Genomic DNA, 13,202 nt, shown 5'->3' with positions numbered 1-13,202 from the left:
CCCAAAAAACGCGGTCGTAAATCAAAAGAAGAGCGTGACGGGTGGCTTAAGGAACAGGCTGAAAAGGAAGCTAATTTGCCTTTATATGACAGAAAAATCGAAGCACAATTGGATGTACCTTTAGCTGAACTACGGGCTGAAGTCCCTCAAGACCCTAAATGGGGCGTGAAAAAGAACGCAGAAGGGCAGAATATTTTTTGGTTTGGATACAAAGGTCATTTCGCCGTTGGAACGTCTAGTCAATATATTCTACAAGCCCTTTTTTCATCTGGAAGCCTAAGTGACGCTAAGGCAGCTATCCCTTTACTGAAGGGAATTCATGAACGCCTTCATCTCCCATTACGTTATCAAACAATGGATGCAGGCTATGACTATGAAGCTATATATGAACAGGTACATCGAATAGGGCAACAATCTGTCATTGCATACAATAAGAAAAATGAAGGAGAGCCAATTGGCTTTGATAAACACTTTGCCCCAACTTGTTTCAGAGAACATTCTTATCGTTATGATAGTTTTGATGCCAAGTATGAAACGTTAAAGTATACAAGACCAAAGGAATGTAGCGAATGTCCTTTGGCTAACGAAGGTATCTGTCAAAAGGTGTACAAAGTAAAGATTACAACAGACCTTCGGAGATATACCGCGCCAGCCCGTGGCTCGCAGGCATGGAAAAACATTTTCAAACGTCGTACCGCTGTTGAGCGGGTTAATGCGTATCTTAAGGAATTCTTTCAGCTTAACAATGTTCGTTATCGTACAGGAAAACGAGCAAAAATTCATTTTGACATGGTAACCCTTATTTACAATGCTTCAAAGCTAGCCGCAGACCGTATTAATGCACAATTACATCAGCAACAAGCTGCATGATTTCTGTTTTTAAAATACAATTTAGAAATTCTGTATGTGTTTGTATTTTTAAAAAGAGCAATTATGAAATTGACTCATACTCATTATTTTTAAAATTCATTGCCTTCGCTGTTAAAATAACCCTAATATCTTCTTCCTAATATCCACTGGCTCTTTACAATAAACATCTTCTCCTTTAATTAGTAACCGTGTATTTTCCATATACATATAGAACGTTTCATCCCCATACCTTTTGCAAATTTTCTCATAAGCTTCCTTCAAAAAAATAGATACATAATAAATTAGCAGAATAAACAACAACACGGAGGGGGGGAGGGCAGACCGAGATGATTATGTCAGTTATATTGAACTAACCACAGTGAAGTAGTTTTTCATCTACCTTTAGTTCGATTCTTAGTATTCGATGGGTACATTACCATCCTCGTCTCCACTAGACGCCTTAACGTATCCAATGTTCTCTTAAGAAATTCAGCTATTTAGTCAAAAACAAAAAAATCCAATATTCACTTAAATAATATGATCAAGGTATTACCCTATTCCTTGATAGCGATACAAAAAAAATCTATAATCCTCAAACTACAGGAAAAACCTTTACAATAGATTAGCAAAGATTTTTTGGCTTTTGTAATACAATCAGAATAAAACTTTAAAAATAGTAGAATTTATTCACTCAAATTACGGGTTAATGGCAATAAAGTCAAAAAGTAATGGTACATTTGTCCCTCTATTTAAGGAAGTTTCATTTATGATGATTTTATTCCAACTTTCAATATACAATTCTTCCAAACTACTTCCCTCTAAATCTGGCATATATTTTTTTAATTCTTCTTCAATTGGATTCTGAAGACAATCAATATATTCCTCTACTTTTTCTAACTTTGTGGCTCCAATAGGATTGGGATCGTTAAAGATTACATGCTCTAAATGTCTGGAAAAATAATATACTCTATATGGAATTTTTCCATTTAGAATTGAGTTAGCAGTATACATTGTACGGATATTCCTACTTCTCTTCTCATTCCTTTGTATAATATGTTGTTTTTGAATTTCACTATTAACACTAATTTTATCTAAATAATAAAAAGTAGATTCTGTTTGTGACTCATTAACACAAACTTTATTATTAGATATAAAACATCCATCAGTATCAACAATATGAAGTACGCTAACTATATCACTTTCTTTAAATTTTCTCTCCTTAAGGTATTGTCTTACTCTATCCCCCACGATATTCTTGATAGGAGTTCTACTATTCTCAAAGCTAAAAAAGATATCACCACGTTGCACATCGAATCTGATTTCATGTTGTTTATAAACATCACGTAACCGATCGTATAATAAAGTTTCTTCGCAATCTCCCTCAACAATAAGTAATACTACTCTCTTGTTTCTACTTACCATTTAATATTCCTGCTTTTCTAAAGGATTTCTTAATATCATATTGATCTGTTTCAAGGTAAATAGATTCATCTTGGCCCCCTAATTGAACAGCCCTTAAATATATATCACGGGCGTTACTTAACTTCTTAACTCCTTTTAATTGAATAAAACGATTAAATTCATTTGAAGTAGTAAACCACAGGTTTCTAATTGGTAAAACTTCTAATATTCTTAAGTTATGCGAAGTGAAGATTAGTTGCCCTTTTCCGTTTTCGCTTATAACTTCTAATAATTCTCCAAGTAAATATTCAAATATTCCAGCATCAAGTTCATCAATAACCACGCAGGCATTGGGATTATTATAGACAGCTATTAAAGTACTTAGTACAGAAATAATCTTCAATATCCCTGTAGACTCACTCCGAAGAGGTAGCTCGATATTACCCTTTTTAGATAGAAATTCAAAGCGAACTCCTTCACTGCCATCATCCATTATTTGTGAATTAATTTCATTCACCTTAATTTGAAGCCCAGGTATAAGATTTTGTAATACAATATTTATTTGTTCAATCACTGTTTTAATAGTTGCAAAAGCATTTTGTGGCAAAACCATGGTGTCTTGCATTTTATAAGGGATCTCTCCGCGAGAATTTTCAAAGTGAATACTAAAAGGCATAACAACATTAGCAACCAATAGACCATAATTCATTGCATCAATTACATGAAAGTCCCTATTAAAATCGCTATGAAGATTCAATAGAAGTTCCGATTCTATTTCATTTAAAAATTTAGTTGCAAATTGAATTAATTCTTTTTGGAAAATAAAAGAAGTGTTATTTTCCATAGACATTTTATTTGCAACCATTACAGAAATACGATTTTCCTCATTTAAATTTTTAACACTTTGATTTCTAATAAAGATATCTTGACTATTTTTAGAGATAATCACTTTAAATCTTTTATTCTTTATGTTCTCTCTATACGATAAATCTTCTTTATTTATATATAAATATTCTTCTCCTAATAATAATGAAGCAGAATACTTCAAAAAGAATTCACCATAATTATTTTTAACGATAAAGTTAAAATTCATATTAATCTCATTTTCATTAAAATAAGTAAGGTGTTTTGTAATACTAGGTAGTTTTCTTTGGTTGCCAGAAAGTAACACTTTAAGCAAACTAAACACTTCTACAATACCTGTTTTTCCAGATCCATTCTGACCATAAAATCCTAAAACATCAGCATTAATTATGTTTTCGAATTCTGTATTCGTGTGAAAACTTCCTGTTCTAATATTCTTTACATTTTCTATTTGAACACTTTCTATCCGAACAATAGGTTGCAATACTTTTCCTCCTAACCTATACTGTTTTAATTCAGTATAACACATGACGCAGTTATTAAAAGTGTATTTTAGTAATTTTTTTACCATTTTTATATATAATTTTCAAAATATGCTTGCCCATAAATTATTATAGACAATTTTTTTCTTTTTTAGTCTTATGACCAATCATTCAGGTGGTACAGTGGTCGGACCACCTCACACAAAAAGCACATACTAGTCCACACCTATTCAGGTAGAAGTTATCTAATATACAACTGTATATTAAGGAATCCTTCAATTCACATAAAAACTTATTCCTCTATATTAGCGTCATATTCTTCTAAAACTAGAGTAAATATGGATCTTTAATATCACCGTTCAGAATTTTCTTTCATCTCCGATTCAAGTCTATAAACCCATTTAATACCTCCATGTTATCATCAATATATTTCTCATATTTATTAGTGTATTGTCCGAGATTAGTAGCGACATCTTTAGAAAGTTGTGGTTGAATTAAATTATTGATCATGTACAAACTGGAGAACTCATTGTTGAACATGATCAAGTTAATATTAAAGAGTGGTATAAATCACATCATTTTCACGTCACAATCATTGTTTGCCACGGTAGATTTAACTAAGACAATTGTCCATGTAGAAAGTAGTCCTAACAACATGTTCACTAGTATTGATGTTAATCATCGGATGGAGAAAGTTTATCGTGAAGGGATTACATATATTGAATCATATAAATTAATGTGTAAACAGTTCCTTCCTTATTTTGTATATAATCACTGATATGAGGCGTTTGTGGATTATTGAAATTCAAAGTTGAAAGAAAGGGAACGTTTGGCAAAACTTTAGAAGCAGTAAATATTATCAATAGAATTTATGCGGGAAGCTATATACAAGGAGGTGCTGTTTAAAATTTCAGGAAAGTACAACCCATTTTGTTTTATATTGCTCTACTTTGAAGCATAAGAGTTTTTCCAAAGCTTTAGTTCCTAATCATATACTCTACGATTTTACATTTAAACGCACGACCATCCCTAAGAGTTAGAGAACAGGATAGACCACCTCCCTCAACAACGGGGGAGAATTATCTATTACTATACATAATAAATTTACTCCCATACTTACATAATAACTAAAATCACACAAACAACACACCCTGATTTCATACCCAACAATGGCTTGAATGACTAGTTCGAAGCTATTCAAGACAATGGTACTAATAATTAGTAAACTGTACAATCTAAATATAATTTTATTGAATCAGTTAAACCTTCTAATATAATATTTTGAATCGTAGTTATAGCTAACTTCTTGCCAATTCAAATCAGCTACTTATTCTAATATTAATTTTCTATCCTAAAATTCTATATCTTCTATTGTGATTCTAGTGTTATGATTTATCCATAAATTCAACTCCAAACGCTCTTCGTTTGAGAGTAAGCAGACAGAATGCACGAAAAATCGTTAAAACACCCCAAAAATCTTCCTCTGCTTTTTAACATTCTGTGGTTCATAACAATAAACATCTTCTCCGTTAATTAGTAACCGTGCATTTTCCATATACATATAGAACGTTTCATCCCCATACCTTTTGCAAATTTTCTCATAAGCTTCCTTCAACCTAAAACCCCTAGAAGTCGTATTGTGAGCATCTGAAGCAATAAAATGGGTAAGGTTTGATTCAATTAATTGATAGGATAATTTTTGAATGGCCTTCCCGAATTTACCTACAATACTTGCCGCAGTTAATTGGGTAAGTGAACCTTTTTGTACAAGGTTATAAAGAATAGATGGATTCTCAGCAATTTGACGGTTACGTTCCGGATGAACAATAATCGGAGTGTATCCTGCAACCTGAATTTCAAAGAGCATTTGCTCCGCATAACGAGGTACCTCTCCTGATGGAAATTCGATAAAGACATACTTGGTGTTATTCAAGGGAGTAATAACACCCATTTGTAATTCCTTAATCATATCTCTATGGAGTCGAGTTTCCTGACCAACAAGTACAGTCAAAGGGATATTTTCCTCCTGCATTAGACGATTAAATTCCATAACTTTTGCTTCAATGTCGAGTCTTGAATTTATATATATTCCATTTTGATGATGTGGGGATGCAATAATGGTATGAATACCTTCGTTGACAGCTGCCTGAGCCATTGCAAGACTATCAGTCCTTGTTTTTGGACCATCATCAACTCCGTGAAGTATATGACAGTGAATATCAATCATTTTTATCACTTCCTGATTTATATGGATAATATATATGTATATTATTGGAGTTAATATACATACCAGTTGCTTTAATTATTCCGCTTCAAAAACCTCACCATAATCTCTATGAATCTTCCAATACTCATCACCTAACTTGAAGACAAAGTAATTACCCTATTCATCACTTATCACTTCTACTTTTTCGGGTGTTCCCTTTTCTAATACATCCCGATAAAATACGACAATCTCATCCTAATATAAATTGAGTGGTCTCTCATATTCAAAATTGTAATCCTCTAACAACCAGGCCTCCTTCTCTGACTAGTGTAGGGGTGACAATCCCACCCAAGTAGTTGAAAAGTTTATTAGTTTGATAGGAATAAATAGGAAACACAACATTTTTATAAACAACCGCTCAGATGTATTTTCTATGATGGAATGCCTAACCTCAGGCCAGATAGTAGTTGTAAAAGCACCCGACTCATCATAATTGGCAAATATTCGTTCGATTCCACCTAAAAAAATATCTGTTGCATAGTGTAACATGGTCTCACGGATTAAATCGTAATCACTTTCATCTAGTTCATCCTTAAAATCTGGATCCTCGCCTAACGAATCAAAATATATTTATATAATTATTGTTTTCTATTTTTCAAATCTATAATTTAAAGTTTCATTGATACAAAGTCAATTTGGGGTTTGTTATCTATAACTCCATATAAGATTAATATAAATCTGATAAAGTTATTTTATTGTGTAGATAATAATCAAGCCCTAAAGCATTTAATGAAATCAAACTTCAAAAGCCATTCTATTTACCAAAGCAAAAATTTCGAAACTGGAATTATAGTAATTGCAACTGTATCTGAAATTTCAACTTTTAATACTCAATCTAGAGGTGTAGCAACCCCCTCGGTCTATATATCTCTCTTTTTCTCAGTAGAAAAGGTTTCTCATCAAATAGACCTTTATACCTACATTAATATAATAGCAATCTAATAATATTATTTCTAATATTGAAAGGAGCATTGCAATTGCTGGTAAGGTATTAAAATATACTTTTAGTTAAAGCAAACAAAAAGGGTATGCATTTGCACTATCTTATGACAATGGAAAGGTCTCTTGTAATTCTTTTAGCTGGTTATTTATTACATCAACATATTGCCCTAAACCTATAACAATGTTTTCTACGTAAATTATACTTGTTTCCTCCTCATGATAAGCCAATTCGCTTAGAGAATAAATCATATCCAATGCATTCACTATATTTCGACTTAGCTCGTATGTTGGAAATGGAATTTGCCGAAGTTCAGGATAGTTAACCTGACGTTCAGTATAAATATCAGGGAAAACCTCATAGAACCCTTCCTTGCCTTTTAATTCTAAGGCAGAATCTAATCTTGAATACCAGTCAAATAAATCTTCGTACATGTCTGTGGCAATATCAATTCCTACTTGTTGATTACTATCTAATTGATTTGGTATTTCCTGAGATAATTCTATTGAACCGATAATAAATCCAGAGTTCAATATACCATGTAGCACTAACTGGTAATCTTTTTCGTATTCCAATTGTTCTTTTGGATAAGTTATAGCAGCTGGGTCCTCTAGATTATCCGCTACTTGATAATTAGAATATAGTGCGTAATCATAATTAGCTTCATATAAGTAAACAAAGTCTTCATAATGAAGAACAAGTCCAGCAGGATTTTCCTGCCTTTTTTTGTTCCAACCTTCTTGACTATAGGCTAAAATACTCCCAATTAAGACCTTTTCTTTTAATAAAGTAGTATCATTATAATAGATGTAAACCTCCCTATCCCCGTCTTCAATAGTTAATTTATCTGATATTCTTTCATCTAATTTAATCGAAAACGTATTATCGGGATGAGTATATATATTTTCATCATTTTTTACTTCTACGACTTCTTTCTCAGAATTAGATTGATCCTTATCTTTACTAATTGATTCTGCATTTTCCCCTATATCATTCTCGTTATTGTTCAGATTATCTGTAGCATTATCTGTTTGGCTACATCCACCTATGAAAATTGAAATTAGTAGAGATAAAAATAATAGTTTCTTCATCTGTATTCCCCCTCGTTCTTGATGGTGTTTCTTAATTTCCATTTTAATTCTGCCATAACAAGCTTTATTAAGCAAAGTTCTCTAACAATTGTCCGCCGGGATAAATACCTATTACCTCTTTTTTGTTTATTTGGAAACTATATACTACACACAATACCATATATACGCAGTAGAACGGCTCTCTTTCTAACTAGATAATAGGCTTTAGGAGTAAGAATTATTTGAAAGATCCAGAATTTACAAGACTACTAAGATTAAAAATAGACATACTAGAGAAAATTAAGGTATGACCAGAGAAAGACTTTCATTAGATGTGACTTAGATAGAATAGAACAACTATTGATTGTATAGAAAATGGAAAGCAAGATTTCAAAGTATCTAGTTAAAATGATATTTAGCTGATATTTAGTCTACATGGACCTTACTTCGACATATAATGAAGTTAGAAAAGAATTAATACAGCTAGACTAAAATACATTTGATTCACTTGCTCATCAATTCTTTAGTTCTCATCCATTTTGAATGTAAGCATACTCCTATTTACTTTAAAACACTATAATACAAATCCTAAAGAAATGGAATTATACATTGATAAGCACTGAAACAACATCTTATCTATACCGTCATGTCACCTCTTCCCCCATTTCCCAACTCAATGAACAAACTTTAGCCCTAATCTCTACAAAACATATAGATTTCCAAACTATTGTATTAGAGGATAATCAACTACTATAAACTACTATACATCTGGAAAACCCCTTTAGAGATTATGGAAAGAGGTTGTTTGAATCATTTCACTACCTTTGAAGGAAGAAGAGCAACCATCACATATCTTACAGGGTGGAAGAGAAAAGTTCCGATTCAAATTAGCATTACCGAAATATTGTTGCTATTACTACTCATGCTTTGAACGATTGGGAGTGTAGTTGTGTCTTTTACAATCATGTGGAAACCGTTATCGCAAACCAGCATGACCATAACAATCCGTTATTTTGTTTAAGAATGGTGTTCAAGCTAGGGTGGATTTCTCAAAGTCAAAGTTGATGAAGCAGGTGGAGAGGACAAGTTTATGGAAAGAATCAAGGGAACTTAATACTATTTAGGCATATTCCTGGGAGGAATGATTACCTTTGAAAAAATTATATTACTAAGCTACTAACTAGTTACTCAACTTTCGCATCTAGATAATTTGGTTAAATACAATCCCTGTATAGTTCATAACCAGGTAAGTATGGTTCTTGACTTTACGTATAAAGGCATGAAAAAATACCGTTGTAGCACTACAGAAATTAATCGAGCTTCTTTAAGATCCTTAAAAAAAGAGCAACAAAAAGATGCAAAGATTATTCAAAAGTCAACCACAACAATCGATTGCAGGCTTGCCTAACTATATCGAGGCTTATCTTCCTATTTCAGTCTGCGAAAGTTGAGTAATTTATATTATAAAACGCATCAAAGTAGAATGTGCATTGAAAAAAAGCATTAGAACTGCGACGTAAATCGATTTATTCAAATACTGCATTAAAGCATTTCACAAAATCTAGGATACACGTATAAATCGATACGCAAAGGAAGGTAAGCCATTAAGAAACACGGAACCACATTAGTGTCCCGTGTTTCTCCTTCACATATTACATTTTAATAGCATTACTTTATTCTACAACCTGATAACCATAGCCCTCCATTAGTTTTTCGACAGATTCTAATGAATATGTATTATCATATGTATCCGTATAATCGTTTATTTCCACTAAGTTTGCCTGATTTTCATCATTCAGTATAATATCAGTATATCCATAAAGTGCAATAAAGTTATCTTCTAGATTACCCTCTGATCCATATTTCTTTATCGTATACATAGTAACTAATGTCCCATTACTAGGAGTGCTCCCCCACATAGAACCCGATTCTCCATCTCTTTCAAATTGTCTGTAATATGTATTTTCTTTAATAATTTCATATTTATAAAAACCCCATGAAGAATCTTCGTATTCTCTGTTTATCCCTTCACTAATAAATCTTTCTATATCTTTCAAATTTTCAATATCAGATGCTTTCTCTGCAACCACATCCAAACCGGAAGCTATGAATTTTGCCTCCCCTTCACCGGTAAGTACATAACCAAGTCCGGCTAAGGACTCTCTAGATGATTCCGTCAAATTAACGACTATGGTATCACCGTTTTTTATCTCTCCATCTTGAGCAGATTCAAATGTTAAACTACTTAAGTCATCACTAAAAGTAGTATCAATCATTATAGTGCCTTTTCCACTAACACCAATAAAATTAACGACTACATTCTGTTCAATTTCTTCATTACTTAATTGCTTTGGTTCCTCGAGACCAGAGACTGTAAACTTCAGTTCATCTGTTGTTTTTAGTTTATCTGTTTTCTCATCATTAACCTTTAATTTAGCGACTATTTCATCTCCATTTGATAAATCTGTATCTTTTTCTAGCTCTACACTATAAGCAGATAGCATTTTATCAATTTCATTCATCGTCTCCCAATCAAGGTTTGATAAATCCTCAGAAACTTCAAAAACATCACTAACTAATCTATCTTCATCAATTTCGTAATACGCTTTTCCCATCGTATCATAACCTTCGAAATTAACTTCTACATAGTCTGATAAATCGGCTTTTGAACCACAAGCCACTAACATAACAAATGCCCCTAAAGCAAGGACGATCTTCATAAAATGGTTCTTCATTCTTATTTCCTCCCCAAAATATTATGTATAAAATTAAAATAGGTCAAACTATATACAATATATCATAAAAACTAAAATAATTAGTAAAAAAGACCTATTTTGTAAAAATGTTTTTTTACAATACTTGCCATGGACATTTATGTATCCTTGTCACAGAGCAATCGGAAATCCAACCTCCGTTATGAGCGATATCCAGTTATCCAACTTCATTCACCTCCTACTATAAGAAAAAAAAGAAGCCACCCAAGGAAAACTCCCCAAGCAACTTCCTCCATCCAGCATTAAACTAATTCAATATCTTCCACATGACGTTCCACAATACGTGCGCTTTTCTTAGCGACTAAATTACCGCCACTAGATGTAAAAGCATTCTCCGCAATGATGGTATCCATTGCTGCGGCTACAGCAGCAGGGTCAACTGGTTCAATTGGTTGCTCTAAGGAATACGTAACGATTTTACCATCCATGTTTTCAAACTTTAATTCCAACGTTTTCATGAATAGACCTCCTTTCTTCTAGATTTTATGAAACTTTACTCCCCTGAACGAATGTCAGAACTGTCTTTACGCTCAATATTGAATAGTGGGCGTTCTTGCAATCCTACAAAAGCATTTGCGATTGCATAGAGTTGATCTGCGGTTGCATCCGTCTTCACGTTATTAAAGCTTTTCGCTTTGTAGATTGGATCACCAGAAACAGGATCATTACCATCGTGAAGTACTAGACGTAGTTGTGAGTTTTGCATATGTGCTACTGCCATGGTTAGCACCTCCTTTCACCTCTATAATCGGTGGGAGGTTGGAAAAGGTGGCAAAAGTTTTTTTAATATAGTGGTGACACTTTTACGTGGATATATTCGATAATATAGATAAGGAAAGCTTTAATATGGTTCATGATTGATTTTTTGTCTGAATCCTATGTCTGACTCATGTGCTTCTCGACAATTTTCGCCAAAAACCGGGGAGTGACAGGCACCCCAAACCAATGTTATAATCTTATACAATATTAATCTGGCTCGTTGGGGGAATTGGTTTGGATAATATAGTGGATTTAGTTCAGTCTCAGGTGATTGCTTCGGTGAAGAATGGGGAGCATTTGCGGGCAGCAGAGCGGTCGCGGTCGAATATTGTTTTTTTGTTGACTGGTGACTTGATGACGACGCATCACTATTTAAATGAATTAAAAGAACATAATAAAACAACATTTGTTCATGTTGATTTTATTGAAGGGTTATCCAATACAAAAAGTGCCATTAAATTTATTGCTGAGGTTTGGCAGCCAAAGGGAATCATCACTACAAAGAGTAATCTAATTAAGTATGCCAAAGAAGAAGGACTAATGGCGATACAACGTATTTTCTTGATTGACAAAAATGCGATGAAAAAAGGAATTGAAATTGCTCATTCCTGTAAACCAGATGCCATTGAAGTACTTCCAGGAATCATGCCTTCCATCATAGATAGTTTAACAAAACAAACCCACCTGCCAATTATCGCAGGAGGGCTAGTTAGTACAAAAAACCAAATTGATGAAGGATTAAAGGCAGGCGCATTAGCTATTTCGTCTGGAGATCCAAAGCTTTGGAATCTAGATTTCTAGTATCCATAGTATCCCTAATGCCGAGGTGTCTGTCCCCTCGGCATTATTTTATATTGCCGAGGTAATTATCCCTCTGTTGTAATGTTCCATTGATACCGAGGTACCTGTCCCCATGGCCTATTTCAACACTTTAGGGTCTGGTTCTTTGGTTATTGCTGGTAATTCTTTGATACTGTTTAATATATAGTGTGGTTGATCTTTGGCATGTTCGAGCATGCCTTTTTCTGTTATACCGGTTAGGACGAGGACGGAGTTGATTCCATAGTCATTTCCCATGCGGATATCGGTTTCAAGTCGGTCACCAACCATATAACAGTTATTTGGTGGTAATTCCAAAATATCCTCGACAATAAATTTGGCAGCTAATGGAGAGGGCTTACCAAGGATAAGTTCTACTTTCTCTCCGGTAGCTCCTTCCATCGCACCAATCATGGCGCCACAGTCTGGAATTTGTCCTCCCTCTACAGGGCAGGTTCGATCTGGATTAGTTGCCACGACAACCGCACCATTTTTCCAGGCCTGAAATGCCCGGTTCAACTTATCATAGGTGAATTCTCGATCCCAGCCTAATACGACATAGCTGACATCTGATTCATCATCTGAAATTTCTATTCCCATATTCGTAAGTTCATCATAGAGTGGTTGTTCACCAATCACCATGACTTTCTCACCTTTACTCAAGTTAGATGCTAAATATCTTGCCGCTAGAAAATTGGAATTCACCACATTTCCTCGCTCTACTTCTATCCCGAGTCCCGTTAACTTCTTAACATATGCACTAATCGTTTCAATCGATTTATTTGTTAGGAAAACAATTTTATCGCCACGATTACGAAGCTCCTGTATTGCTTCCCTTGCCCCATCTATTAAATGATTATCTAAATAAACCGTACCATCTAAATCAAAGATAAACCCCTTTTGCATCATAATCCTCCTTATGCAGACCTAGGACATGGGAAGAGGATATACTGCCCCAGAGACATAGGTGCCCGTAGG

12 protein-coding genes are annotated in these 13,202 nt (G+C 33.8%); 4 read left to right on the top strand and 8 right to left on the bottom strand.

Annotated features, from left to right (window positions below):
* Positions 1–870 (top strand): transposase (locus tag K332_RS0111480; RefSeq protein WP_026907579.1); only part of this gene is annotated, 870 nt, incomplete at its 5' end.
* A 675-nt stretch (positions 871–1,545) separates the two neighbouring features.
* Here the strand turns inward: K332_RS0111480 and K332_RS0111475 are convergent.
* Both K332_RS0111475 and K332_RS0111470 read right to left on the bottom strand, forming a co-directional pair.
* Positions 1,546–2,271: a hypothetical protein gene (locus K332_RS0111475; RefSeq protein WP_026907578.1), complete on the bottom strand. Its 726-nt coding sequence runs from the start codon at positions 2,269–2,271 to the stop codon at positions 1,546–1,548.
* Entirely contained in the window at positions 2,261–3,598 is a 1,338-nt protein-coding gene (locus tag K332_RS0111470) for an AAA family ATPase (protein ID WP_026907577.1), read from the bottom strand. Before K332_RS0111470 ends, K332_RS0111475 begins: the two co-directional genes overlap by 11 nt.
* A gap of 530 nt (positions 3,599–4,128) precedes the next feature.
* On the opposite strand from K332_RS0111470, the gene K332_RS0111465 reads away from it, so the two are divergent.
* Positions 4,129–4,374: a hypothetical protein gene (locus K332_RS0111465; protein WP_026907576.1), complete on the top strand. Its 246-nt coding sequence runs from the start codon at positions 4,129–4,131 to the stop codon at positions 4,372–4,374.
* A 681-nt stretch (positions 4,375–5,055) separates the two neighbouring features.
* Here the strand turns inward: K332_RS0111465 and K332_RS0111455 are convergent.
* Both K332_RS0111455 and K332_RS0111450 read right to left on the bottom strand, forming a co-directional pair.
* A complete protein-coding gene (locus tag K332_RS0111455) occupies positions 5,056–5,823 on the bottom strand; it encodes a tyrosine-protein phosphatase (protein ID WP_026907575.1) in 768 nt (255 codons plus the stop codon).
* Between the two features lie 1,083 nt (positions 5,824–6,906).
* Entirely contained in the window at positions 6,907–7,893 is a 987-nt protein-coding gene (locus K332_RS0111450; protein ID WP_026907574.1) for a hypothetical protein, read from the bottom strand.
* Between the two features lie 718 nt (positions 7,894–8,611).
* Between K332_RS0111450 and K332_RS24870 the strand changes: the two genes are divergently transcribed.
* On the top strand, positions 8,612–8,803 hold the full coding sequence (locus K332_RS24870) for a competence protein ComK (RefSeq protein WP_425414457.1): 192 nt from the start codon (positions 8,612–8,614) through the stop codon (positions 8,801–8,803).
* Positions 8,804–9,545: 742 nt separating this feature from the next.
* On the opposite strand, the gene K332_RS0111445 is transcribed toward K332_RS24870, so the two are convergent.
* The 3 genes from K332_RS0111445 to K332_RS0111435 all read right to left on the bottom strand — a co-directional run bounded on the left by K332_RS0111445 (position 9,546) and on the right by K332_RS0111435 (position 11,367).
* The gene (locus K332_RS0111445; RefSeq protein WP_051359434.1) at positions 9,546–10,607 is read right to left on the bottom strand and encodes a hypothetical protein; all 1,062 of its coding nucleotides are present in this window, start codon (positions 10,605–10,607) and stop codon (positions 9,546–9,548) included.
* Positions 10,608–10,888: 281 nt separating this feature from the next.
* On the bottom strand, positions 10,889–11,104 hold the full coding sequence (locus tag K332_RS0111440) for a DUF2922 domain-containing protein (protein ID WP_026907572.1): 216 nt from the start codon (positions 11,102–11,104) through the stop codon (positions 10,889–10,891).
* A 35-nt stretch (positions 11,105–11,139) separates the two neighbouring features.
* Positions 11,140–11,367 carry a DUF1659 domain-containing protein gene (locus tag K332_RS0111435; protein ID WP_026907571.1) on the bottom strand — a complete coding sequence of 76 codons (228 nt, stop codon included), beginning with the start codon at positions 11,365–11,367 and terminating at the stop codon, positions 11,140–11,142.
* Between the two features lie 272 nt (positions 11,368–11,639).
* Here K332_RS0111435 and K332_RS0111430 point away from each other — a divergent pair, with 272 nt between their 5' ends.
* Positions 11,640–12,206, top strand: a complete 567-nt coding sequence (locus tag K332_RS0111430; RefSeq protein WP_026907570.1) for a glycerol-3-phosphate responsive antiterminator — start codon at positions 11,640–11,642, stop codon at positions 12,204–12,206.
* A 117-nt stretch (positions 12,207–12,323) separates the two neighbouring features.
* Here the strand turns inward: K332_RS0111430 and K332_RS0111425 are convergent, their stop codons facing one another.
* Positions 12,324–13,130, bottom strand: a complete 807-nt coding sequence (locus K332_RS0111425) for an HAD-IIA family hydrolase (protein WP_026907569.1) — start codon at positions 13,128–13,130, stop codon at positions 12,324–12,326.
* Positions 13,131–13,202 lie beyond the last annotated feature (72 nt).

This window comes from Paucisalibacillus globulus DSM 18846 (genome assembly GCF_000482485.1).
Lineage (GTDB): Bacteria > Bacillota > Bacilli > Bacillales > Amphibacillaceae > Ornithinibacillus > Ornithinibacillus globulus.
The sequence above is the reverse complement of the archived record's forward strand: the minus strand, read 5'-3'. Positions and strand labels throughout refer to the sequence as shown.

Coding starts and splice junctions, on each gene's coding strand:
- K332_RS0111440 (WP_026907572.1), bottom strand. CDS start 11,104: ATGAAAACGTTGGAATTAAAGTTTGAAAACATGGATGGTAAAATCGTT.
- K332_RS0111475 (WP_026907578.1), bottom strand. CDS start 2,271: ATGGTAAGTAGAAACAAGAGAGTAGTATTACTTATTGTTGAGGGAGAT.
- K332_RS0111445 (WP_051359434.1), bottom strand. CDS start 10,607: ATGAAGAACCATTTTATGAAGATCGTCCTTGCTTTAGGGGCATTTGTT.
- K332_RS0111425 (WP_026907569.1), bottom strand. CDS start 13,130: ATGCAAAAGGGGTTTATCTTTGATTTAGATGGTACGGTTTATTTAGAT.
- K332_RS0111455 (WP_026907575.1), bottom strand. CDS start 5,823: ATGATTGATATTCACTGTCATATACTTCACGGAGTTGATGATGGTCCA.
- K332_RS0111435 (WP_026907571.1), bottom strand. CDS start 11,367: ATGGCAGTAGCACATATGCAAAACTCACAACTACGTCTAGTACTTCAC.
- K332_RS0111450 (WP_026907574.1), bottom strand. CDS start 7,893: ATGAAGAAACTATTATTTTTATCTCTACTAATTTCAATTTTCATAGGT.